Raw genomic sequence first — 24208 nt, forward strand, 5'->3', positions numbered from 1 at the left:
TGAGTCCGTTTCAAGCCTGCCAGACGCCATAACCCGCTTCCCGCAAACCGATGCCCAGTTCCACTTCCATGTCGCGCGCGCCGTCGTAGGGCATTGGGTTGTACATCTCGTACAGTTGCGGCAGGAGCCGCAGACCATAGTCGCGCACGAAGCGGTTCGACTGGATGCCCGCCTTGTGCTTGTCGAAACGCACGTCCGGATCGATGCCCGTCATGCCCACATAGACGAACGGCTTGCCGACGACATACTCCGGATTGGCGCGGCGAAAGCGCGCTTCGTTCCAGACCTGGTCGGACAATTCGACGACGTAGACCGAGTAATGATGGCGTCGCGCGCGCCGTGCGGGCGGCATGTTCCGGGCGCCTTCGCGGCGTGTTCGTTGCGGGCTGACATTCTAAGACGGGGCGGCGTCCGGCGCTCGTCCGGACAGCGCGCTCCCTGCCGGAAGCGCGTCAAAGTGGTAAATTCGGGTCGGTCTGCGTTCGCGCGTCTGACCGGTCCGGCCCATCGCCGGCCGCACCGTGAGGCGATCTCTCCACGCGCGGGCGCCGCTCCCATCGACACGTTTTCACCCCGAAGCCGCGCGCCACGAGCCGCGCGGAGCTTCGGTCTTTCGGAGATCAAGCATGAGCAAGCAAGCTATCGGCGTGGTGGGCCTCGCCGTCATGGGCCGCAACCTGGCCCTGAACATCGAGAGCCGCGGACACGCCGTTTCGGTCTACAACCGCAGCCGCGAGAAAACCGACGAACTGATTGCCGAACACCCCGATAAGAAGTTGGTCCCCACGTACACGCTCGAAGAGTTCGTGCAGTCGCTCGAAAAGCCGCGCCGCATCCTGATGATGGTCAAGGCCGGCGCCGGCACCGACGACACCATCGCCCAGCTTCGTCCGCTGCTCGAGAAAGGCGACATTCTCATCGACGGCGGCAACACCCATTTCACCGACACCATCCGCCGCAACCAGGATCTCGCGAAGTCGGGCCTGCATTTCATCGGCACGGGCGTGTCGGGCGGCGAGGAAGGCGCGCTGAAGGGTCCGTCGATCATGCCGGGCGGGCAGAAGGAAGCCTACGAGCTGGTTGCGCCCATCCTCACCGAGATCGCGGCGAAGGCGCCGGACGGCGAGCCGTGCGTGGCCTACATGGGTCCGGACGGCGCGGGCCATTTCGTGAAGATGGTGCACAACGGCATCGAATACGGCGACATGCAGTTGATCGCCGAAAGCTATGACGTGCTGAAGCGCGTGGCGGGTCTGTCGAACGAGGAACTCGGCAAGGTGTATGTCGAGTGGAATCAGGGCGAGCTGGACAGTTACCTGATTGAAATCACGTCGAAGATCTTTTCGAAGAAGGACGAGGAAACCGGCAAGGATCTCGTCGATGTCATTCTCGACCGCGCCGCGCAGAAAGGCACCGGCAAGTGGACGAGCCAGAACGCGCTCGATCTCGGCGCGCCGCTGCCGCTGATCACGGAAGCCGTGTTCGCGCGCGTGCTGTCGTCGCTGAAAACGCAGCGGGTCGCGGCGAGCAAGGTGCTGTCGGGACCGAAGCCGGGCTTCGAAGGCGATCGCGCGGCGTTCGTCGAAGCGGTGCGGCGTGCACTGTATCTGTCGAAGATCGTCTCGTATGCGCAGGGTTTCGCGCAGTTGCGCGCGGCATCGGACGAATACAACTGGGATCTGCATTACGGCGAGATCGCGAAGATCTTCCGTGCGGGCTGCATCATCCGCGCGCGCTTCCTGCAGAAGATCACCGATGCGTACAAGACCAACCCTGAACTCGCGAATTTGTTGCTGGATCCGTACTTCAGCGACATCGCGGCGAAGTATCAGGACGCGCTGCGTGAAGTGATCGTCGCGGCGGTGAAGGCGGGCATTCCGGTGCCGGCGTTCTCGTCGGCGATTGCGTACTTCGACGGCTATCGCTCGGAAACGCTGCCGGCGAACCTGGTGCAGGCGCAACGCGATTTCTTCGGCGCGCATACGTTCGAACGGACGGACAAGCCGGGAAGCTTCCACGCGAACTGGGCGTGACGATTCGCGTAATTGAATGCTGAAGGTGAATGCGGCTCTTTCGGGAGCCGCATTTTTTTGGGTGGGGAAGTTGGTTTGACTGTCTGGTGGCGAGCGTTGCTGGCGTCGGCACACGCGGCTATGCTCGTGCGATTGCGTAACGATCACAATCATGATGAGCAATCTTTATCAATATGGCATCCACGACAAATTGTCACCTTCCGAGCAATTCTTTCTGATCGTGCTCGACGAAACCTGCAAGCAAACGGGCGTCGATGTGTCGCTAGTGTCGCGATGATCTTGATGGGGCAGCCGTTTGTGCGGACTCGAGGCAAGTTCGCACACGCCGTCAAAGGAACCTCGGTTGCCTCTATGGTGTCCAGATCATTACTTCCTGTCGAGATCAAATACCGAATACTGCCCACCATTACGTCTTTCTCGAGTTTCTTTGCGCTGCGGATTAAATTCACGCGTAACCTGGGCGCATTCGTGGGAAGGCAATTCCCGGAGTCGGCTGGGTTTCGCTCGCTACTGACGTATCGAGCATCATGTGGCGCGCGAGTCTCGTCTACAACTCGACCGTCAAGCCGGAGGACCGCTGGTGATGGCCACAGACGAACAAGCCTGGGACGCGCTCCTGACCTTCGTTGAACGAGCCGTTGGCAAACCGCTGTTCGGAGAAGACCACTTCACCCGTGACACCGATCTCTATCACGACCTCGATCTGAACCCCGACCGCATCTCGGCTTCTCTCACCGAGTGGAGCGCGGCGTTCGACATCGACATGCGTGCATTCGACATCACCCACTACTATCCCGCCAGCACGCTGAGCCTGTCACGCTTCCTGCTCACCGTGTTCAAGGCACCCTTCAGCCGCGCGTCGCGCGACACGCTCGGCGGTTGCCAGTTGACCCTGGGCATGCTCGAAGCAGCGATGCTGTGCGGCAAGTGGCCCGCGTCATGACACACCCACCCACGCCCCGTCCCTCCCATTGCTCCGCAACACCGCATCGATGAAGCGCAAGCCCGCGACGCCATCCTCGACCGTCGTGAGCCAGCCATCGCCCTGCGTCGTGCCGCTCGTGATGCACGTCGCCGCATCCGCATAAAGCTGCGCGAACGCCTCCAGATAGCCTTCCGGATGCCCCGCCGGCACGCGCGTCGCGTGCAATGCCTCGGCGCTCCGCACGCGCCCGCGCGTGATCCGTTCCGACGCCCCGCCTATCGGCGTGAACCACAATTCGTTCGGCGTTTGCTGATCGAAGGACAAACCGGCCTTCGTGCCGTACACGCGCAGCCGCAACGCGTTTTCCTCGCCCGCGGCCACCTGACTCGCCCACAACATGCCGCGCGCGCCGCCGTCGTAGCGGAACATCGCCTGCACATGATCGTCGACGCGCCGGTTCGGCACGAAGGTCGTCACGTCCGCGGCCAGTTCCGCCGGACGCATGCCGGTCACGTATTCGGCCAGCTGATACGCATGTGTGCCGATATCGCCAAGACAGCCCGCCGGACCCGCGAGCGCCGGGTCCGTGCGCCATACGGCCTGGCGGTTCGCCTGCGTTTCCACCGGCAGCGACAGCCAGTCCTGCGCATACTCGACCTGCACCACGCGAATGTCGCCGAGCAGCCCGTCCCGCACCATGCCGCGCGCGTGCCGCACGAGCGGATAACCCGTGTAGGTATAAGTCACCGCGAACAGCAGGCCCTTCTCGCGCGCAAGCTTCGAGAGCGCCTCGCCTTCGTCGAGCGACACCGCCAGCGGCTTGTCGCAGATCACATGGATGCCGGCTTCGAGAAAAGCCGTCGCGACCGGCGCATGCAGATGATTCGGCGTGACGATCGCCACCGCTTCGACGCCATCGGTTCGCGCCGCCTCGGCCCGCGCCATCTCGCGATAGTCGTCGTAACTGCGCGAAAGGCCGATCGCCGCCGCGCTCGACGCCGCCCGCCCCGCATCCGCCGACAACGCGCCCGCCACCAGCTCCCAGCGGTCGTCGAGCCGCGCCGCCATCCGATGCACCGCGCCGATGAACGCGCCCTCGCCGCCGCCGACCATGCCCAGCCGCACGCGCCTCATTGCGCCTCTCCGATGCCCAGCAGCCCGCGCATCTGCGCGCGGCTCGCGCCGCTGCCGGCGAAGTCGTCGAAGGCGCGCTCCGCCACGCGGATGATGTGCTCGCGAATGAAGGGCGCGCCCTCGCGCGCGCCGTCTTCCGGATGCTTCAGCGCGCATTCCCATTCGAGCACGGCCCAGCCCGGGAAGTCGTACTGCGCCATCTTCGAGAAGATCGCCTTGAAGTCGATCTGGCCGTCGCCGAGCGAACGAAACTGTCCCGCGCGGTCGGCCCATCCCGAATAACCGCCGTACACGCCCTGCCGTCCGTTCGGCCGGAACTCGGCGTCCTTCACATGGAACGCCTTGATGCGTGCGTGATAAATGTCGATGAACGCGAGGTAATCCAGCTGTTGCAGCATGAAATGGCTCGGATCGAACAGGATGTTCGCGCGCGGATGATCGTCCACCGCCGCGAGAAAGCGCTCGAAAGTCACGCCGTCGTGCAGGTCTTCGCCCGGATGCAGTTCATAGCAGACATCGACGCCCGCACGCTCGAACTCGTCGAGAATCGGGCGCCAGCGCGCCGCGAGTTCGTCGAAAGCGGTTTCGACCAAACCCGCCGGACGCTGCGGCCACGGATATACATACGGCCACGCCAGCGCCCCTGAAAACGTCACGTGCGCGGCGAGTTCCAGCCGTTTCGACGCCGCCGCCGCCAGCTTGAGCTGCGCGATCGCCCATTCGGTGCGCGCCTCGGGATGACCGCGCACATGCGGCGCGGCGAAGCCGTCGAACAGCGTGTCGTACGCCGGATGCACGGCGACCAGTTGCCCTTGCAGATGCGTCGACAATTCGGTGATAGCGACGCCTGCGTCTTCCACCGTGCGGCGGATCTGGTCGCAATAGGCATCGCTGGACGCGGCTTTCTCCAGGTCGATCAGACGCGGGTCGGCGGGCACCTGGATGCCCTCGTAACCGAGCGAGGCCGCCCAGGCCGCGAGGTTGCCCAGCGTATCGAACGGCGCCTGGTCGCCCATGAACTGCGCCAGAAAGATCGCAGGGCCCTTGATGGTTTTCATCTTCCGCCTCTCAGTGGAAACCGCAGGGCCGCATGACGCGGCCCGCGCGCGTCAGAACGGCGAGTTCGGGAAATAGAACTGCTTGGCGTTGTCCTTCGTGATCAGCACCGAAGGAATGATGGTCGTGGCCGGCAGCTTGTCGCCCTTCAGGCGCGCTTCGGCCGTCAGCTTGATCGCGTCGTAGATGAACTTCGGCGAGTACGACACGTCCGCCGGCACGCGCTTGTCGCCGTCCATCACGCGCTTCACCGCTTCCTTCGATCCCGCACCCCCGAACACGATCCTGACGTCCGTGCGCTTGGCCTGGTCGATCGCCTTCAGCACGCCGATCATCATGTCGTCGTCGGCGGCCCAGACGGCGTCGATATGCTTGAAGCGCGTCAGATAGTCCTGCATCACCTTGAAGGCATCGTCGCGATTCCAGTTGGCGTACTTTGCATCGAGGATCTTCATGTCCGGATGCTGCTTGATGACGCCCTCGAAGGCGGTCCAGCGCTCGTTGTCGAGCGTCGTCGGAATGCCGCGCAGCGCGACGATGTCACCCTTGCCGTCCAGCGCCTTCGCCAGATACTCGGCGGGGATCTTGCCGAACGCGGTGTTGTCGCCGGCCACGTAGGCATCCTGCGCGCTGGTGTCGGTCAGGCCGCGATCCACCACCGTCACATACACGCCCTTCTTCTTCACCTGCGCGACCGGCTGCGTCAGCGAGGCCGATTCCTGCGGGAAAATCACGAGCGCATTGATCTTGTTGACCGTCACCAGATCCTGCACCTGGTTGGCCTGCTCGGGCGCGCTGCCCGCCGTCTTCACGATGACCTTGAGATCGGGATGCGCCTTCTCCAGGTCCTTCTTCGCTTCATTGGCCCACCAGACGATGCCGCCCGTGAAGCCGTGGTCCGCCGTGGGAATCGCGACGCCGAGCACGACCTTGTCGGCGGCCGACGCGGGAGCGATGGCGGCACAGGCGCTGGCCACGACGGTCAGCGCACCGAGCGCGCGAAGCATTTTTTTCATGACGATGTCTCCGGTTCTATGAATGTGCAGGCGCGGCTAGCGGCGGCCGCGCTGCAGATACGCTACAAGGATGATCACGGCGCCCTGCACCGCCGCATTCAGATACACGCTGATGATGCTCGTCAGGTTCAGGATGTTGTTGATGACGGAAAGCAGGATCGCGCCGATCACCGTGCCGATCACGCGCCCGTCGCCGCCCTTCAGCGCGGTGCCGCCGACCACGACGGACGCGATCGCTTCGAGTTCCCACAGCAGGCCCGTCGTCGGCGTGGCCGAACCGAGGCGCGGCACGTACAGGATGGTGGCCACGGCGACGCACAGGCCGAGCAGCATATAGGTCACGATCTTTACGCGATCGACCTGGATGGCCGCATAGCGCGCCACCTGTTCGTTCGAGCCGATGGCCTGCACGTGCCGGCCATACACGGTGCGGTTGAGCACGAGCGCGCCGCCCGCCGCGACGATCAGGAACACCCAGATGGGCACCGGCACGCCGAACAGGCTCGCGTAGTAGACCGGACCGTAGAGATCGGCGAGCGAGTTGTCGAGCGTGAGCGCGCCGCCGTCCGCGAGCCACGTGAGCAGCGCGCGAAAGATGCCGAGCGTGCCCAGCGTGACGATGAACGGTTCGATGCGCCCCTTCGTCACGAGCACGCCGTGCGCAAAGCCGAACAGTGCGCCCAGCACGAGCGCCAGCACGATGCCGATTGCGATGATCGCGAGCGGTGGCACCGCGTGTCCGTGAAAGCCCTGCAGCAGCCCGTTCATCACGTAGATCATGCTGCCCGCGATGAGCGCGGCCATCGAGCCCACCGAAAGATCGATGCCGCCGGAGATGATCACGAAGGTCATGCCCACCGCGATGATGCCGATGAACGAGGTGCGCGTGAGCACGTTCATCGCGTTGTCGACGGTGGCGAAATCGCCGTTGAGCAGCGTGCCGCCGACGCACAGCGCAATCAGCCCGATCAGCGGCCCGACGCCGAACAGGAATCGCGCGACGCTGGAGAGCCGGCTCTCGCTGGCGATGTCTTCAGTGTGTGCCGGTCGCATGCGCGATCAACCTCTCTTCAGTCAGAAGATCCATGCCGAGCGTCGCGACAAGTTCGCCCGCGCGCATCACGGCGACGCGATGACACAGGCCAATCAGCTCGATCAGTTCGGACGAGATCACGATCACCGCGCGCCCTTCCGCGGCGAGCCGGTGAATCAGGAAATAGATGTCGCGTTTCGCGCCGACATCGACGCCGCGCGTCGGTTCGTCGAGCACGATCACGCGCGGGTCGGGATGCAGGAACTTGGCGAGCGCGAGCTTCTGCTGGTTGCCGCCCGACAGCATCCGCGCACGCGCCGACAGGTTGCCCGTGCGAATGCCGAAGTCACCGACCGCCTGTTTCAGCGCATCGCGTTCGGCGCGCATGTCGACGAGCGGATGCGCGTAGCGTTCCAGCGTCATCATCGTCAGGTTGTCCTTCAGCGCCATGTCAACGTGCAGGCCGCGTCCCTTGCGATCCTCGCTCAGGTAAGTGAGGCCATGGCGCATCGCGTCGCGCGGATTGCCGAGCTTCACGCTCGCGCCATTCACGGCGACTTGCGCCGCGCTTAACGGCCGCAGGCCGACCAGCGCCTCGAACAGTTCCGTGCGGCCCGCGCCCACCAGGCCCGCGAAACCGAACACCTCGCCCTTGCGCACGGCGAAACTCACATCGTGCGCCCAGCCCGGCACAGAAGCCCGCTCGACCTCGAACGCGACCGGCGCCGTCGCGGCGAGCGCGGGTTTGGCGGGGAACATGTCGGAGACTTCGCGGCCCACCATCAGATTCGCCATCTGCTGCCGCGTGAGTTCGGCAGTCGGCGCGCGCGCGACGAAACGCCCGTCGCGCATCACGATGACTTCGTCGGTGACGCGCTCGACTTCATCGAGCTTGTGCGAGATGTACACGATGGTCGTGCCCGCTTCCTTCAGGCGCGCCATCAGCCCGAACAGCCGCTGCGTCTCCGAAGGCGTGAGGGTCGCGGTCGGCTCGTCCATGATGAGCAGGCGCGCTTCGCGCAGCATCGCCTTCGCGATCTCCACCAACTGCTTCTCCGCGACGATCAGATCGCGCACGCGCGTATCCGGGTTCTTGTGCAGACCCACTTCGGCGAGCCGTGCGCGGGCGGCCTCGCGCATCGCGGTCTCGTCGAGGAAGAAGCCCTTCTTCAACTCGTGCCCGAGAAACATGTTCTGCGTGATGCTCAGGTGATCGGCCAGATTCAGTTCCGGGTGGATCAGCACGATGCCCGCCTGTTCGGCATCGCGTGAACTGGTAAAGTCGCGCGCACGTCCGTCGATCAGGATCGCACCCGCGCTCGCCCGCTCGTAGCCCGCGAGAATCTTCATCAGCGTCGATTTGCCCGCTCCGTTCTCGCCGAGCAGGCCATGGATGCGCCCCGGCGTCAGCTCGAAGTCCACGCCGTGCAGCACGCGCACCGGCCCGAACTGTTTCTCCACTCCGTCGAAGCGCACTGCGAGGCTCATGATCAGGCGCTCCCACGCTGGATCAGCCGATGCGGCAGCAACACGCCCGGCACGTCGGCGCGCGGATCGCGCAGGCGTTTGAGCAGCAGCTCAGCCGCCGATTCGCCGAGTTGCTGCATCGGCTGCGAGACCGTAGTGAGCGGCGGATCGACATGGGCTGCCACGGCGATGTCATCGAAGCCGACCACCGCGACGTCGTCCGGCACGGCGAGGCCCGCGCCGCGCAAGCCGTTCATCACGCCGATGGCCAGCGTATCCGAGACAGCGAACACCGCAGTCGGCCGCGTTGCGCCGAGCGCCGCAAGACGCGCGGCCGCGTCTTCGCCTGCGTCGTAGTCCAGGCTGTCGAGCTCGATCAGCCACGCGGGATCCGGTTCGATGCCGGCGTCATGCAACGCATCGCGATAGCCCGCGAGCCGCTGACGGCCGTAGAGATAGCCTTGCCCCGAGTTGATCAGCGCAATGCGCCGGTGGCCCTTGCCGAGCAGATAGCGCACGACATCGCCCGCGGCCAGATGATTGTCGATGCCGACATACGGCACGCCCGCAGCAGGATCGAACTCGCAGCACGCGACCCACGGCAACGTCGAGGCCTCTTCGGCCAGCGCCTTCTGCACGGCGGCCGGATCGAGGCAGATCGCGCCGTCCGCGCGCCGGCCACGCAACAGATCGAAGTAACTGCGCTCGCGCAGCGGATCCGCGCCGGTATCGCACAACAGCATGAAGTAGCCGTTCTGGCGCGCGACGCTGTCGATGCCGCGCACGATCGCCGCATAGAACGGATTGCCGAAGTCGGGAACCATGGTGAGCAGCAGGCGGCTTTCGGCCGTGCGCAGATTGCGCGCGAGCTCGTTGATGCGATAACCGCTCGACGCCACCGCGGCACGCACTTTCTCGCGCGTGACCTCGCGAACGTTCGTGTGGCCGTTGAGCACGCGCGACACCGTCGCCACCGAAACGCCCGCGCGCTGCGCGACATCGGCAATGGACACTTCCTCGCGTGGACGAACCGTCTCCGGCATACGCTGCGCCGCCGACCGGCCAACGGGATGTAATGGATTACATTATTTGGTCGTACGGTCGCGAAGGCAACACCAATCGACTAGGGACAAACGCCAATCCGCTGCTTTCCGACAGCTGTCGATTTGGCGTGGCGTCAGTCGTCGTAGAGTTCGAACGGGCACATTCATGCTCGCGTTCTCAACCTTCCGGAGACCCCTCTCATGCGATTCATGATGCTGATGATCCCGCGCGGCTACGAAAGCGCCGCACCCGGCACGATGCCGAGCGCCGAAGCCGTCACCGCGATGATGAAGTACAACGAGGAATTGCAGAAGGCCGGCGTGCTGCTCGCGCTCGATGGCCTCCATCCGCCTTCGATGGGCGCGCGCGTCAGCTTCGCAGGCGGCAAGCCGCGCGTGACGGACGGCCCGTTTGCCGAAGCCAAGGAAGTGCTCGGCGGCTACTGGATGCTGCAGGTGAAGTCGCGCGATGAAGCCATCGAGTGGGCGAAGCGCTGTCCGGCGGGCGACAACGAAACGATCGAAATCCGCCAGGTCATGGAAATGGAAGACTGCCCGCCCGACGTGCAGCAGGCAGCCGCCGGCTTCGAAGACCTGCACAAGGCCGCGAAGGACTAGTCGCTTCGCCTGGCGTTCGGCTTCGCTCAGCGCGGAATGCCCGTCAGGTAGATCGGCTTGTCGGTGGAGAGCGACTGCTTGACCGCGCGCCCGGTTTCATCGACGAGCACTTCCTCCTGATCACGCGCCACCGCCGCGAGCACTTCGTTCACGACGTGCTCCGGCGTCGACTTCGCACCGGTGACGCCCGCGGTCATGTCGGTGTCGATGTAGGCCGGATGGGCCGCGACCACCAGCGTGCCCTGCTCGCGCAGTTCTTCGCGCAACGCGTTTGTCGCCGCCCACATCGCCGCCTTCGAGATGTGATACGCGCCGCCCGTCGGCAACGAAACCCAGCTCAGCACCGACAAGATGTTGATGACCGCCCCGCCGCCGTTCTTCTTCAACGCCGGCGCGAAAGCCTGCGTCAGCGCGATCGGACCGAAGGTGTTGATTTCGAGCACGTCGCGGATGCCCTGGGTCGACGCCGGATCGACGAGCTTGCCGCGCGTCGTCACGCCCGCGTTGTTGATGAGCACCTGCACGTCGGTGTACGTGGCTGCGGCTTCGGCGATGTCGGCGGCGTTTGTCACGTCGAGGCGAATCGCTTCGACGCCCGGAATATCGACGCTCTTCGGATCGCGCGCGGCCGCGTAGACCTTGGCGGCGCCCGCCTTCAGCAACGAAAGCGCGAATTGCTTGCCGAGACCGCGATTGGCGCCCGTGACCAGTACGACTTTTCCCTTGATTTCCATGATGAACTCCACTTCAAAGTGCATATGCACATAATGACGTAAAAGAAAGGCTCACGTGAAGCGAGCCGAGGTTGTTCCAATCACTCCATCGTCGTCAATTCGAAGAGCGACTTGCGCAAGGCCTTCGCGCGCTGCTCGCCGAACTTCGCTTCGAATTCTTCCTGCGCCGCGCGCCACTGCGCCGATGCCTTGGCGAGCGTGTCCTTGCCGAGCGCCGTGAGCCGCAGACCGACGGCGCGCGAACTGCGCGACTCCTGCGCCGCCTCGACGATGCCGTCACGCTGCAACGGCTTCAGCGCGCGCACGAGCGTGGTGCGGTCCATGACCATTTGCTCGGCGAGTTCGGCCATCTGCACGCCGGGCTTGCGCCCGATGGCCGCGAGCAGCGTGAACTGCGCGGCCGTGATGCCCGCCACGTTCAGATGCCGCTCGTACATCTGCGACACGTAACGCGCCGCCTGACGAATGGCGAAGCAGTTGCAATCCAGAGGAGATGAATTGGAAGTCATGCACGGAGAATAGTTTGTGCATATGCACTCTGTCAAGTCGGCTAATCAATGACGCCGATAGGCAGGGCATCGGCGGCTTTTGGCCGGTGGAAGCAAATCGTCGCGCGCGAATGGGCGGCGAAACGCCCGAAGCCGCGCCCGGCTTGCGCGCAGGCGCCGTCGGGCCTGTGCCGAAATCCGCACGTCTGGCGCGACGAAACTTCAAGACGCGCCGAAATTGGCTTCCTACATTGCGCATGTCCGCTGTCCGAGCGTCGCCAGGCATGTCGGCGGCTGCGGTTGCCCGCACGCTCAAGGGCAAGTCCGTCTTGCCGGCACGGAAGGGCTCGTGTTCCATTCGATTGCCACACTAAAAAGGAGAGGAAACCATGCGCTTTCTTACTCAACCTCTGGCCTGGGCTGTTGCCTGCGCCACGGTCGCGTTTGCTGCCGCGCCGCTGACGGCGTCGGCGGAAGACATGACGGTGAAGGTCGGTTTCGCCGCGCCGCTGACCGGCGCGAACGCGGGATACGGAAAGGATCTCCAGAACGGCGTGCAGCTCGCGCTCGACGAAGCCAACGCGAAGAAGATCACCATCGGCGGCAAGACAGCCAAGTTCGAGATTCACGCGGAAGACGATCAGGCCGATCCGCGCATCGGCGTGCAGGCGGCGCAGAAACTGGTGGATGACGGCGTGGCGGTGGTCGTCGGCCACTTCAACTCGGGCACGACGCTGCCCGCCTCGCCGGTCTACAACAACGCCGGCATTCCGGTGATCGACCCGGCTGCGACCAATCCGACCATCACCACACGCGGCCTCGAAAACGTCTTCACGGTGATTTCGAGCGACGCGCAGAACGCGGGCAACGCCGGTGTCTACGCGGTGACGACGTCGAAGGCGAAGCGCATTGCCATCATCGACGACCGTACCGCGTTTGGCCAGGGCGAAGCCGACGAGTTCGAGAAGGCGGTCAAGGCGAAGGGCGGCAACATCGTCACGCGTGAATACAGCGACAACCAGACCGTCGACTTCAGCGCGCAACTCACGCGCATCAAGGCGGCCAACGCGGACCTGATCTTCTTCGGCGGGCTGGACCGGCAAGCGGCGGCGGTCGTCAAGCGGATGAAGCAGCTCGGCATGAACGCGCAGTTCGTGGGCGGCGGCGGCGTGATGGACGCTGATTTCCTGAAGCTCGCCGGCGATGCAGCCGAGGGCGCGCAGGCCTGGGAATACGGCAGCCCGCTCGACAAGCTGCCCGAAGGCAAGGCGTTCAGCGACAAGTTCCAGAAGCGCTTCGGCGTCGCGATTCTTTCGTATGCGCCGTTCGGCTATGACGCGGCGTGGGCGGCGATCAACGCGATGCAGAAGGCCAATTCCATCGATCCGAAGGTGTACCGGCCGGTGCTCAAGTCGAACTCGTTCGAAGGCATCACCGGGCCCATCGCGTTCGACAGCAATGGCGCGCTCAAGAATGCCTCGTCGACGCTGTATCAGGTGAAGAACGGCCAGTGGGAATCGGTCGTCACCAAGCACGGCATGTGATCTGACTCGCGCGGCTCAGGCCTGGGCCGCCTGCGTCCGTGCCTCCAGCCGCGCACGCGTGTGCGCGGCCTCGTCGCTCAGCCAGCGCGCAAACTGCCGCAACGCCGCCGACGGCGCGGGCCGCTCCGGATACGTCAGCCAGTAGGCCGCGCCACTCGGCACGCACAGCGTGAACGGCGCGATCACGCGCTGCGCCCGCAAGTCCTCTTCGATCAGCGCAACGTCGCCGATGGTCACGCCGAGTCCCTGCATCGCGGACGAGATCGCGAGATCGAGCGTGTCGAAATGCTGCGCCTTCGTAGACCGCAAACCCGGATGACCGTATGCCTCGAGCCAGCGCAGCCAGTCGCGCCGATCTCGCGTGGGGTGCAGGAGCGTTTCGCCGGCGAGATCGTCGGGGGTCGGCGGAGGCTGCCGCTTCGGCTTCCAGAGCGCCGGCGCGCACACGGGCGTCAGCACTTCGTCGAACAGATGATGGCTCGTCACGCCCTTCTGTGCGGGCGCCGCGCCGAACACGATGGCGGCATCGAACGGCTCGGCGCTGAACTCGACGCCATGCGACACCGAAGCCGTCACCTCCACCACCAGTTCCGGCCGCTCGTTCTGCAGCCGGATGACGCGCGGCAAGACCCAGCGCATCGCGCAGGTCGGGCACTTCACGCGCAGAATGCCGGATTGCGCGCCGCCTCGCGCCAGTGCATCGTCGATCTGGCCGAACGCCTGCTGCAAGGGCGCGATCAGCAGCGCGCCGTGATGCGTCAGCGCCAGTCCGCGCGCCTGGCGAGTGAAGAGCGCATAGCCGAGATGCGCCTCCAGTCCGGCGATCTGCCGGCTCACCGCGCCCTGCGTGATGTTCAGCACCTCGGCCGCGCGCGTGAAATTGAGCTTCCGGGCGACCACCAGGAAGGTTTTGAGGACATCGAGCGAGGGCAGCGGTTTCATCGGGTTTGCGGCATGTAGCCATGATCTGCAAGCATGGCTAGTATGACAAAGTTTCGATTGTCCCCGCTTTATTGCCGCGGTTGAATCGACGGCAATTCTTGTCGAACCGCCCTTCCGGAGACACCGCCGTGCACAGCGCCTGCATTCCCGAATCGAAGCTGCCCAGCGTCGGCACGACCATTTTCACGGTGATCGGCCAGCTGGCCGAGGAGCACGACGCGCTCAATCTCTCGCAAGGCGCGCCGAACTTCGCCTGCTCGCCGAAGCTGATCGAAAGCGTCGAGCGAGCCATGCGGGCGGGACATAACCAGTATGCGCCGATGTCCGGCGTGCTCGCGCTGCGCGAGGCGATCGCGCTGAAGACCCAGCGGTTGTACGGCGCGCAGTACGATCCGGGCACGGAGATCACCGTGGTCGCAAGCGCGAGCGAAGGGCTGTACGCGACGATCAGCGCGCTCGTGCATCCCGGCGACGAAGTCATTTATTTCGAGCCGTCCTTCGACAGCTACGGGCCGATCGTGCAACTGCAAGGCGCGACGCCGGTCGCGATCAAGCTGTCGCCGGTGGACTTTCGCATCGACTGGGACGAAGTCGCGGCCGCCATCACGCCGAAGACGCGCATGATCCTGGTCAACTCGCCGCACAATCCCACCGGCAGCGCGTTTACGGACGCGGATATCGAGCGGCTCATGGCGCTGACGCGCGATACGAAGATCATCGTGCTGTCCGACGAAGTCTACGAGCACGTCGTGTTCGACGGCGCGCCGCATCACGGCATGGCGCGCTATCCGGCGCTGGCCGAGCGCAGCGTGATCGTCTGCTCGTTCGGCAAGTCGTATCACGTGACCGGCTGGCGCGTCGGCTACTGTCTCGCGCCCGCGGCGCTGACGGCCGAGATTCGCAAGATCCACCAGTTCATGACCTTCGCCGCCGATACGCCGATGCAGATCGCCTTCGCCGAAGCGCTCGCGGACCAATCGAGCTATCTCGATCTCGCGCCGTTCTACCAGCACAAGCGCGATCTGCTCGCCAATGCGCTGGCCGGCTCGCGCTTCGAACTGCTGCCGAGCGCCGGCAGCTTTTTCATGCTGGCGCGCTACGACGCGATCTCCGACGCAGGCGACAGCGACTTCGTGCTGCGCCTGATCCGCGAAGCCCGCGTCGCGACGATCCCGCTTTCGGCGTTCTACACCGACGGCACCGACAACCACGTGATCCGCCTGTCGTTCGCGAAGGACGACGGCACGCTCATCGAAGGCGCGCGCCGCCTTTGCACGATCTGACGCTTTCCCTGGAGACCCATACGATGAAACTGAATTCGTTCGCCGCCGCCCTGCTCGTTGCGTGCGGCTTCGCGAGCGGCGCCGCTCTCGCCGCCGACACCTTGCGCTTCGGTTTGGAAGCGCAGTATCCGCCGTTCGAATCGAAATCCTCGACGGGCGAGCTGCAAGGGCTCGACATCGACGTCGGCAATGCGGTGTGCGCTGCCGCGAAGATGCAGTGCAAGTGGGTCGAGACGTCGTTCGACGGTTTGATTCCCGCGTTGCAGGGCCGCAAGTTCGACGCGATCAATTCGGCGATGAACGCCACGGAACAGCGTCGTCAGGCGATCGATTTCACGACGGTGGTGTATCGCGTGCCGACGCAGCTGATCGCGAAGAAGGGCAGCGGTCTGGAGCCGACGCCGGCATCTTTGAAGGGCAAGAGCGTGGGCGTGCTGCAGGGCTCGATTCAGGAGACCTTCGCCAAGGCCCACTGGGAGAACGAAGGCGTGAAGGTCGTGCCGTACCAGGACCAGAATCAGGTCTATGCGGATCTGAAGTCCGGACGTCTCGACGCGACGCTCGTGCTCGCGCCCGCCGGACAGAGCGGCTTCCTCTCGAAGCCCGACGGCGAGGGCTTCGCGTTCGTGGGCGCACCGGTGCGCGACGACAGGATTCTCGGCAGCGGCATTGCCTACGGCGTGCGCAAGGGCGACGACGCGCTGAAGACGAAGCTCAATGCGGCGATCAAGAAGGTCCGCGCGGACGGCACCATCGACAAATACGCGAAGAAGTATCTGGGAAACATCGATATTTCGGCGAAGTGAGCTGGCGAGGACGCGGCGGCGTTGTGCCGCGTCTTACAGCAGCAGGAACGCGCGGATCGCGAACTTTTCCGCGTCGAGTTCCAATAAGTCGAGGCTAGGCGCACGAATTGAGATGTGTCAACGCGTATCTACATGAAATCGCGTAGCCACACACCCCCTCTGCCGTTTGCCTCAGCAACTTTTATTAAGCACAGGCACACTGTCGGCTCGATCCATCGTCCCCCCGAATCCGAGCCGCATGAGCACACCGACGACGCCCCGTCCCGCGCCCGCCCCACCCACGCCGCTCGAAGGCGGCAAACTCGTGCTCGCCACCTTCGCCGTGGCGCTCGCCACGTTCATGAACGTGCTGGACTCGTCCATCGCCAACGTCGCGATTCCCACCATTTCCGGCAACCTCGGCGTGTCCGTCAACGAAGGCACGTGGGTCATTACCGTGTTTGCCGCATCGAACGCGGTGTCGATTCCGCTGACCGGCTGGCTCACGCAGCGGCTCGGGCAGATCCATCTGTTCGTCGGCGCGATCCTGATGTTCGTGTTGTCGTCGTGGCTCTGCGGCCTCGCGCCGAATCTTCCCGTACTGCTGTTCGCGCGCGTTTTGCAAGGTGCGGTCGCCGGGCCGCTGATTCCGCTCTCCCAGGCCATCCTGCTCGGCTCGTATCCGAAGGAGAAAGCGTCGATGGCGCTTTCGCTCTGGGCCATGACGGCGACCGTCGGGCCGATCGCCGGACCCGCGCTCGGCGGCTGGATCACGGACAGCTATTCCTGGTCGTGGATTTTCTACATCAACATTCCGGTGGGCATCTTCGCGGCGGGCGTGACGTGGATGATCTACCGCGACCGCGAGTCGCCGACGCGCAAGGCGCCCATCGACGTGGTCGGCCTGCTGCTGCTCGTGACGTGGGTCGCGTCGCTGCAGATCATGCTGGACAAGGGACGCGACCTCGACTGGTTCTCGTCGCCGCTGATCGTCGTGCTGGCGATTGTCGCGGCGATCGCGTTCGCGTTCTTCGTGGTGTGGGAGCTGACCGATTCGAATCCAGTGGTGGATCTGCGGCTGTTCGCCGGACGCAATTTCTTCGGCGGCACAGTGGCGATCTCGGTGGCCTACGGCGTGTTCTTCGGCAACCTGGTGCTGCTGCCGCAGTGGATGCAGCAATACCTGAACTACCGCTCCGTCGATGCCGGCCTGGTCACCGCGCCGCTCGGCATCTTCGCGGTGATCCTCGCGCCCGTCATGGGCAAGGTGCTGCCGCGTAGCGACGCGCGCATCATTGCGACGATGGCGTTCATCGGCTTCGCGTTCGTCTTCTGGCTGCGCTCGAAGTACGTGATCGAGATCGACACCTGGCATCTCGTCCTGCCGACGCTGCTGCAAGGCATTCCGATGGCCATGTTCTTCGTGCCGCTCACGGCAATTGTGCTGTCAGGGCTGCCGCCCTCGAAGATTCCCGCCGCGGCGGGACTTTCAAACTTCGCGCGCGTGTTCTGCGGCGCGGTGGGCACCTCGCTCGCGGGCAATGCGTGGGACGACCGCATCGCGCTGCATCACGAACGGCTGACGGAGCAGGCGAACATCTATAACCCGACCTTCCTGCACTCGCTCGGCGCGTCCCAGGCGACGCTCGATATCGGCGAAGCGCAGGCGCGCGGCATGTTCAACTTCACGGTGAATTCGCAGGCCGCGATGATGGGCCTCAACGATATCTTCCTGATCTCGGCGGTGATCTTCATTCTGATCATCCCGCTGATCTGGATCACGAAGGTGGCGAAGGGTGGCGGCGGCGGGGCGGCTTCGGGGGCGCATTGAGGTTCGCGATGGCACGAGCGCGAGCCCGATACGCTCGCGCGATCAATCGAGCTGGAAACCCTCGTCAAGCACCGTGCGCATGGCCCAGGGGCAGAGTTCCGGAAACCGCTCAAACTCGATTCCCGTCTCTGCTTCCGCCAGGTTTCTGGCTTTCGACCAAACCAGATCGATCCATTCCGGATTGTCAAAGTTGGACTTGAGACTCGGCGCATCACGCAACACGAACTTCACCTCTTTCCGTTGCGTGCGTATGGTGCTTGTCCAACTCCGGCTTCGTCGGTCTGCCTGATATTGCCACTTCAACATGTGCGCGAGCAGAACCGACATTCTGCTCACCAGCTCTCTCTGCTCGCTCCTTCCCACGGCCTCGATTTCCTCTGCGATATGCTCGATATCGATGGCCGCAAGCTTTCCTGCACGCAGTAACGCAGCCTGTTCCCTGGCCCACGCCACCACGTCCTTCTCATACGGTGTTCCCATCGGCTGACTCCCGTTCTCTTCCTGATTCCCGGTATCGCCGATACTAGTTTCGTTATCCTTGTTCATCCAAGTCGTCCAAACGGCCAACGGCCAGCGCACATCACTTCAGGCCCAGATCCACCCTGCTGCCCGTCCCCTTGTCCTTGATGTCGTCCGCGTTCAGCTTCGGCGCCACGACGAAAACCCGCTTGCTGTCGATCTTCCCGTCAAAGTACTCCTGCACAGCCTGCGCGCGCTCCTGGGCAAGTTCGCGCAACGCGCCTTCGTCGACCGGCGCGTTTTGGGTCAGCGCGGCTTTCATGTCGGCATCCGGCAGCGACTTCGTCATGCCGATGAAGTTGGTCGGCTTCTTGAAGTCCGCCGACTTGTAGACCTTGGTCAGATACTTGTCGTAGTCCGCATCCGACACCTTGATCGCGTTCCAGTCCACATTCTCGCCATTGCCCGCCATGTCGCGCACCTTCGCGCGCTTGACCTGGGCGTCCACCCACGCCGAACGCAACGCCGGCTCGTCCACTTTCGGATCCACGCGGCCCGTCACGTCCACGCGCACTGACGGCTTGTCCACCAGCGCCTTCGCGATGGTTTCGAGCTTTTTCTGCGCGGCGTCCGTCAGGTCCGCCGAACCCGCATTGAACTCGATGTAATTGAGATCTGCGCCACTGCCTCCGCCGAACGCATGCGCGAGCAGCGTGAACGGCGCCGTCACCGCCTTCTGGACCAGGTTGAGAAGAGCCTGCCACACCAGCCCGCCAATTGAAAACTCCGGATTGTCGAGCGAGCCGGAGATCGGAATGTTCACGTCGATCTCGCCACGCGAATTCTTCAGCAGCGACACCGCGAGCCGGACGGGCAGCTTGGTTGCCGTCGAGTTGTCGACGTGATCGCCGAAAGTCAGCTGATCGATGAACAAGTGATTGTTCGCCGTCAGTTTGTTGTCGGCGAGCATGTAATGCAGGTCGACGTTCAGCTTGCCCTTCGTGATCGGATAGCCCGCGTACTTCGATGAATACGGCGTCAGGTTCGTCAGCTCGACGTCATGGGCACTCGCCGTCAGGTCGAGCGCGGGCTTGTCGATCAGCGGATTCACCTGCCCCTTGATCGACACCGGCCCGTTCGCCGCGAGTTTGGCCGTGACATCGACGGGAGCGGGCGTCGTCGAATGCGTGCCGAACGCGCCGATCGTCCCGTTGATCGCGACGAGATTCGCCGTGTAGTTCGGCCTGATGAAGTTGTCGGTGTAGGTGACTCGGCCGTTTTGCAGCACGAGCTGCCCGAAGCGCAGATTCACCGGCGGGCCCGCTTTCTCGGCGGCCTTCGGCGCCGCGGTGCTCGCGGCGGCCGGCGGCGCGGCCTTGACCTTCTCGCGCGTGACCGGCTGCGTCGCGCCGTTCTCGTTCGCCACCACGCCCTTCAGGTTCAGCTTGCCTTGCGCGTCGAGCAGCACGCGGCCGTAGAAGTTCGCGAAGGTCACGCGCGCCGCCTCGACGTCCGTGCCGCGCTCGTCGTAGCTCACCTTCATGTTGGTCAGCCCGAGCAGCTTCCAGCCGGCGAAGCGGTCGTTGGTCAGCTTGTCGATCATGCGCACGTCCGTCAGCGACGCATCGCCCTTGTACGTCGCCGCGAGCGTCTTGCCGCTGCCGGACAGCGTCAGGTCGCCGTTCGCGTTGGCATTCGCGCTGGCCACGTCGACGTTGAGCTTGTCGCCGAAGTACGGCTCGAACGCGGATACGTCCACCTGATCGCCCTTCACGTGCAGCGCCAGCTTGAGCGGACTCACGGTCACATTGCCGCCGAGCGCGAGCGTGCCCCGGCCGTTGAGCGTCAGCTTGCCGTCGAGCGCGAGCGGCCGGGTCAGGTCGTCGCTGAACTGCTTCACGTTGAGCGCGAGCGGCGCAATCTGGAGCTTCACCGGGCGCGCGAGCGTCTCGTCGGTAAAGCCGGCCGAGGCGTTCTCGACCGCGATCTGTCCTATCTGGTAATGCCACGCCGGACCCGCTTCCTGCGCCTTCTGGATCTTGCGCGTCGCGGTGGGCTCCGGCGCGGCCTCGTGCGGACCGGCGAGCGACGCCAGATCGATGCTGCCGTCCTTGCGGCGCGTCGCGTCGAGGGCGAGGCCGCTCACTTGCACGCTGTCGAGCGATGCCTGGCGCGCCGCCACATCCACCTTGGCGATCTTCGCCTGCGCGGACGCCAGCTTCACCGGCGCGACACCCTGCGCCGTGGGCGCGAGCGTGACGGCGTCGAGCCTGACCTCGCCCGCGCCGACCTGCACGCCGCCATCCGGCTTGCTCCAGTCGACCGAAACCGGCAGCGTGGCGCCCAGCGTGCCGCTCGTCACGCGCGCCGCCATCAGGTTCGACAGATACGGCTGCAACGGCGGCAATGCGAAGGCGTTCAGACCGATTTTCGCGTCAGCCTGTCTGGCTGCGAGCGTCACGCGGCCGGAGACGTCGAGCGCGCCGCCGTGGTCGAACGCGGTCTTCAGCGTGTAGGTGGCGGGCGTCTTCGCGAGTGTGGAAAAACCGTCGAGCGTCACGCCGAAGCCGGTCAGCGTGGCTTGCACGCGCTGCTTCAGCAACTGGTCGTCGAGGGCGATCCTGCCGTCTTCGATCGCCAGATGGCGGATGGACACATCGAGCGGCGGCGCGTCCTTCTCCGGCTCCGCGGCGGGTGCGTGCTCTTTCGCGGGCGGCGTTTTCTGCGCCGTCCCGCCCGCCAGCTTCTGCACGTTCAACTGGCCGGACGAATCGCGCACGAGATGCACGTCGGGATTCGCGAGCGTCACTTCGTCCAGCCGATAGATATCCCGCAACGGCTCGGCATCGCCGATCTTCACATGCAGCGCACGCGCGGCGACCAGCGGTGCGTTCGCTTTGTCGGTGACGGCGAGATCGGCGAGATCGGCGGTGCCGGCGATGCGGATCGTCGGCGCATCGCCGGCAATCGAGAAGCTGACGTTGAGGTCGGTGGACAGCTTGCCGCTCTTCACCGCGACCGGCACCGATGCCGGCGCATAGGACGCCAGTTGCGGCACGTCGAGGCCGTCCAGTGTCAGCGCGATCTCCGATTCGCGCGACTCCGCGAACGGCTTCGTGCGTCCCTTGACGACCAGCGGCGAGCCGTCGATGCGCGCCTGCAACAGCGGCGTCACGAAGATGTCGGTGGCGGACGGCAGGGTCGCGATGAACGGAATGCCGAGCGCGAAGCGGTCGATGACGTGCTTCGCGTCGAGCAGCCGGTCGTCGAACGTGATCTGGCCGTTTTCCAGGCGGATGTTGGACACCGAAAAGCGCGCTGGCTCTTTAGACGGCTCAGCCGATGGCTTCGAAAACTTCTCGATGAGGTCGGAGAAATTGAAATGCTCGCCGTCGTAGCGCACGACGTGGATGCGCGGCGAATCGATCTTCAACTCATTGACGACCGGCGCGAGCTTGATGACGGACGCCCAGGAAGTACGCACGACGAGCCGCGATACGTCGATGAAATCAGCCGGGCTGCCCGGCGCCTTCGCGAGATTGGCGGGCGACTCGCCGATATGCACGCCGTTGGCTTCGAAGTCGAGCGTATAGGGATTGAGCGAGATGCGCCGGATGCTGACGGGCCGGTCGAGCTGCTTCGCAAGCTGCTGCTCGGCGACATGCCGGATGACCGGCGGCGCGACGAAGAAGCCGAGCGCGCCGATGACCAGCAGCGCGATCACCAGTCCGATGAAAATGCGCCGCGTGCGCCGCGCCTGCACGACGCCGCGCAGGGTCTGGCCAGCGGACGCGAGAGAAGACTTGCTGATGCTTGACATTCGATGCGCGGCGGGCGAGCGCGCCGCATATGCGCCGCTCGAGCTCGCCGTCCGGGATAAGTGAAGCCCGAGTATACGACGGCACGGCCCGCAAACGTTCGCTCTTGCGCGCTTCAGAAGCAAAGGCCGCGACGGATCGCGGCCTTTGCATGACGCTTCATGATCGCGCCCGGCGTTTCACTCGCGATCGACCGAAGGCGGCGCCCATGAACCGTCGCTTGCCTGCGGCTTCGGCGCATAGAGGCGCAGCGCGAGCTGGAAGTCGCCTTCCGGCACCGGCAGCCAGTTCGCCGCGTGCGCGCGTCCCGGCGATTTCGCCGACAGGATCACATCGAAAGAGCCGTCACGGTTCTTTCTCAGCCGGTCGCGCTCCGAGATCGACAGGCGCGGCAGCTTGCCATTCGCGAGCGCGCCGTCCTTGGTATAGGCGGTGAGCGTCCAGAAGCCGCGCACCGGCGGCAGCGCATCCGGCGTGAAGTGCAGCGTGTACTGGTTCGCGCCGTTCAGCGCATGACCTTCGCTGTCGGTCCGGGCGACCGGCTTGACCTCGCCTTCCTTCGTGCTCGTCGCGACCTGACGGCGCGCAAGGTAGGCGCGCAGTGTGTAGTCGGTGCCGTAGATGCCGACGCCGTCGCCGAACCAGGTCCAGCCGTTCTTGGTCAGCGCATTCGACGGCACAGTGGCAAGCCGCTCGCGCGCATCGCTCAGGCCCGAATCGAGCAGCGGCGCATCCGTCTTCTTGAACTGCACCGGCTCGCCCGGCTTCACGCCCAGGTCGGCCAGCCCGCTCATCGCGTGGCTGTCGTCGGTGGCGGCGGGGTTGTCGTCGAGCGAACGGGCCAGGCGCGCGAAGAACGCGTTGGCGTCGAGCGCCTCGGCCTGCGCGCCGGGCGTCGCCGCGGCAAGACCGCTCGGCAGCGGCGGCACCGCCGGCTGGCGCGCGGTGCTCGAACCCCACGCGCCCGCGACCACCGGCGTCGGATCCGACACGGAGCCCTTGGCGGGCGTCAAGGTGTCGATGTGCATCGCGGTCTGCAGCTTGCGCGCCTCGCGCAGGTCGCGTGGACCGTTCACGCGCACGCGCACCGACAGCCACACATAGCGCGTGCGGGTCTCGACGCGGGTCGCGCCCGTGGGCAGCGTGCCGGTCCAGCCGGCGGGCACGAAGGCGATGCGCTGCGGTTTCGGATAGGGCGTGGTGTCGGCGCTGGAATAGAGGGCATTGGTCCAGGCGTCGAACGCGCGGGCATCGAGATAGCGTCCGCGCGGCGCGGCGGGCAGTGTCACGATCACCGGATCGGCGGAGACATCGAGCCAGGCGCTCGATTCCAGCGTATCGACGCTCGGCCAGCCCGTCGCGCCGGCCGGCGGCAACGCCGTCGCATGGCGGAAGGTATTGAGCGCCCCCTGGCCCGGAGCGGCGCCGGCGCGTTCGCGCGCGATGTCGCTGGCGACCAGCGGGAAGCCGAACGTATAGGCATCCGCCACCTGATTCTTGACCCAGCCGGGGCTGCTTGCTTTGACTTCATCGGGCGCCCTGGTGGCGCAACCGGCCAGGACGGCCATTCCCGCAAGGCTCACGCTCATCCACAGGGCAGCGTCAAGCGGAAACGTCCAGCGTCGGTGGTTCTTCATTCGAATTGGAATCCGGGTTTTCTTTCGATTGGGTTGGCTCGCAAATCCGGGATGGTCCAGACCGGAACGCGGCTTCGGGTTGCGAGCGCAACACCGTGAGCGCCATCTCGGAATTCGGGTTTTAACTTATCCGCTGACGATAGGCAAGAAGCAGCATGCAAAAGGCCAGCGGCGTTTCAAAAATCGGGCTGAAGGCACCGAAAATGCACGCCCGCAAGGTATTTACGCGGTTCCTGCGCGCCTTCGTCAGCCCGCACTACGATAGCGGAATACGGTGACGTTCATCGGTCCAAAAACGACCGCACACGGGGTCCATCGCCCGCATTGTTCAGCGATGCACGACGCCGCTCCTGCTTTTCCTG

At 64.9% G+C, this 24208-nt stretch carries 21 protein-coding genes and 1 pseudogene; 9 read left to right on the forward strand and 13 right to left on the reverse strand.

From position 1 onward, the window contains the following. Window positions 1-10: 10 nt before the first annotated feature. Window positions 11-352, reverse strand: a complete 342-nt coding sequence (locus QCE69_RS34275; protein WP_309927332.1) for a hypothetical protein — start codon at window positions 350-352, stop codon at window positions 11-13. 274 nt (window positions 353-626) lie between these two features. On the opposite strand from QCE69_RS34275, the gene gndA reads away from it, so the two are divergent. From gndA to QCE69_RS34290, 3 genes and pseudogenes are all read left to right on the forward strand, one after another. Next, window positions 627-2033, forward strand: a complete 1407-nt coding sequence (gene gndA / locus QCE69_RS34280) for an NADP-dependent phosphogluconate dehydrogenase (RefSeq protein WP_309818836.1) — start codon at window positions 627-629, stop codon at window positions 2031-2033. Window positions 2034-2187: 154 nt separating this feature from the next. Further along, window positions 2188-2617 (forward strand): annotated as a pseudogene (locus tag QCE69_RS39625) (STM2901 family protein). Further along, window positions 2563-2976 carry a DUF1493 family protein gene (locus QCE69_RS34290; protein WP_309935346.1) on the forward strand — a complete coding sequence of 138 codons (414 nt, stop codon included), beginning with the start codon at window positions 2563-2565 and terminating at the stop codon, window positions 2974-2976. Before QCE69_RS39625 ends, QCE69_RS34290 begins: the two are co-directional and overlap by 55 nt. Here QCE69_RS34290 and QCE69_RS34295 read toward each other — a convergent pair. From QCE69_RS34295 to QCE69_RS34320, 6 genes are read right to left on the reverse strand one after another with little or no spacing between them, the layout of a single operon-like run. Further along, window positions 2971-4092 carry a Gfo/Idh/MocA family oxidoreductase gene (locus tag QCE69_RS34295; RefSeq protein WP_309927336.1) on the reverse strand — a complete coding sequence of 374 codons (1122 nt, stop codon included), beginning with the start codon at window positions 4090-4092 and terminating at the stop codon, window positions 2971-2973. The genes QCE69_RS34290 and QCE69_RS34295 overlap by 6 nt on opposite strands. Further along, window positions 4089-5150, reverse strand: a complete 1062-nt coding sequence (locus QCE69_RS34300; RefSeq protein ID WP_309935347.1) for a sugar phosphate isomerase/epimerase — start codon at window positions 5148-5150, stop codon at window positions 4089-4091. Before QCE69_RS34300 ends, QCE69_RS34295 begins: the two co-directional genes overlap by 4 nt. A gap of 51 nt (window positions 5151-5201) precedes the next feature. Next, the gene (locus QCE69_RS34305) at window positions 5202-6164 is read right to left on the reverse strand and encodes a substrate-binding domain-containing protein (protein ID WP_309935348.1); all 963 of its coding nucleotides are present in this window, start codon (window positions 6162-6164) and stop codon (window positions 5202-5204) included. A 36-nt stretch (window positions 6165-6200) separates the two neighbouring features. Then, window positions 6201-7217, reverse strand: a complete 1017-nt coding sequence (locus QCE69_RS34310) for an ABC transporter permease (protein WP_309927340.1) — start codon at window positions 7215-7217, stop codon at window positions 6201-6203. Beyond that, entirely contained in the window at window positions 7198-8685 is a 1488-nt protein-coding gene (locus QCE69_RS34315; RefSeq protein ID WP_309935350.1) for a sugar ABC transporter ATP-binding protein, read from the reverse strand. The genes QCE69_RS34310 and QCE69_RS34315 overlap by 20 nt, the downstream gene beginning before the upstream one ends. A 2-nt stretch (window positions 8686-8687) precedes the next feature. After that, complete coding sequence (locus QCE69_RS34320) at window positions 8688-9707, reverse strand: LacI family DNA-binding transcriptional regulator (RefSeq protein WP_309935352.1); 1020 nt, start codon at window positions 9705-9707, stop codon at window positions 8688-8690. Between the two features lie 201 nt (window positions 9708-9908). Between QCE69_RS34320 and QCE69_RS34325 the strand changes: the two genes are divergently transcribed. Continuing rightward, window positions 9909-10325: a YciI family protein gene (locus QCE69_RS34325; protein ID WP_309927347.1), complete on the forward strand. Its 417-nt coding sequence runs from the start codon at window positions 9909-9911 to the stop codon at window positions 10323-10325. Window positions 10326-10351: 26 nt separating this feature from the next. Here the strand turns inward: QCE69_RS34325 and QCE69_RS34330 are convergent, their stop codons facing one another. Continuing rightward, on the reverse strand, window positions 10352-11059 hold the full coding sequence (locus QCE69_RS34330) for an SDR family oxidoreductase (RefSeq protein WP_309935354.1): 708 nt from the start codon (window positions 11057-11059) through the stop codon (window positions 10352-10354). Window positions 11060-11139: 80 nt separating this feature from the next. Then, a complete protein-coding gene (locus QCE69_RS34335; RefSeq protein WP_309909145.1) occupies window positions 11140-11568 on the reverse strand; it encodes a MarR family winged helix-turn-helix transcriptional regulator in 429 nt (142 codons plus the stop codon). A 368-nt stretch (window positions 11569-11936) separates the two neighbouring features. On the opposite strand from QCE69_RS34335, the gene QCE69_RS34340 reads away from it, so the two are divergent. Next, window positions 11937-13091 carry a branched-chain amino acid ABC transporter substrate-binding protein gene (locus tag QCE69_RS34340; protein ID WP_309927354.1) on the forward strand — a complete coding sequence of 385 codons (1155 nt, stop codon included), beginning with the start codon at window positions 11937-11939 and terminating at the stop codon, window positions 13089-13091. Between the two features lie 15 nt (window positions 13092-13106). Here the strand turns inward: QCE69_RS34340 and QCE69_RS34345 are convergent, their stop codons facing one another. Next, complete coding sequence (locus tag QCE69_RS34345) at window positions 13107-14033, reverse strand: LysR substrate-binding domain-containing protein (RefSeq protein WP_309935356.1); 927 nt, start codon at window positions 14031-14033, stop codon at window positions 13107-13109. 128 nt (window positions 14034-14161) lie between these two features. Between QCE69_RS34345 and QCE69_RS34350 the strand changes: the two genes are divergently transcribed. The 3 genes from QCE69_RS34350 to QCE69_RS34360 all read left to right on the forward strand — a co-directional run bounded on the left by QCE69_RS34350 (window position 14162) and on the right by QCE69_RS34360 (window position 17932). Beyond that, entirely contained in the window at window positions 14162-15316 is a 1155-nt protein-coding gene (locus QCE69_RS34350; protein WP_309935358.1) for a methionine aminotransferase, read from the forward strand. A 23-nt stretch (window positions 15317-15339) separates the two neighbouring features. After that, on the forward strand, window positions 15340-16122 hold the full coding sequence (locus tag QCE69_RS34355; protein WP_309935360.1) for an ABC transporter substrate-binding protein: 783 nt from the start codon (window positions 15340-15342) through the stop codon (window positions 16120-16122). A gap of 238 nt (window positions 16123-16360) precedes the next feature. Continuing rightward, entirely contained in the window at window positions 16361-17932 is a 1572-nt protein-coding gene (locus tag QCE69_RS34360) for a DHA2 family efflux MFS transporter permease subunit (protein WP_309935361.1), read from the forward strand. Between the two features lie 42 nt (window positions 17933-17974). On the opposite strand, the gene QCE69_RS34365 is transcribed toward QCE69_RS34360, so the two are convergent. The 3 genes from QCE69_RS34365 to QCE69_RS34375 form a co-directional block, all read right to left on the reverse strand. Beyond that, on the reverse strand, window positions 17975-18412 hold the full coding sequence (locus tag QCE69_RS34365) for a DUF29 domain-containing protein (RefSeq protein ID WP_309821148.1): 438 nt from the start codon (window positions 18410-18412) through the stop codon (window positions 17975-17977). 100 nt (window positions 18413-18512) lie between these two features. Further along, on the reverse strand, window positions 18513-22211 hold the full coding sequence (locus QCE69_RS34370) for a DUF748 domain-containing protein (protein ID WP_309935362.1): 3699 nt from the start codon (window positions 22209-22211) through the stop codon (window positions 18513-18515). Window positions 22212-22388: 177 nt separating this feature from the next. Beyond that, complete coding sequence (locus QCE69_RS34375) at window positions 22389-23846, reverse strand: DUF1214 domain-containing protein (protein WP_309927366.1); 1458 nt, start codon at window positions 23844-23846, stop codon at window positions 22389-22391. 155 nt (window positions 23847-24001) lie between these two features. On the opposite strand from QCE69_RS34375, the gene QCE69_RS34380 reads away from it, so the two are divergent. After that, complete coding sequence (locus tag QCE69_RS34380) at window positions 24002-24124, forward strand: hypothetical protein (RefSeq protein WP_309927368.1); 123 nt, start codon at window positions 24002-24004, stop codon at window positions 24122-24124. Window positions 24125-24208 lie beyond the last annotated feature (84 nt).

Origin of the sequence: Caballeronia sp. LZ032 (assembly GCF_031451315.1) — a bacterium.
In the GTDB taxonomy this organism is placed as follows: Bacteria; Pseudomonadota; Gammaproteobacteria; order Burkholderiales; family Burkholderiaceae; genus Caballeronia.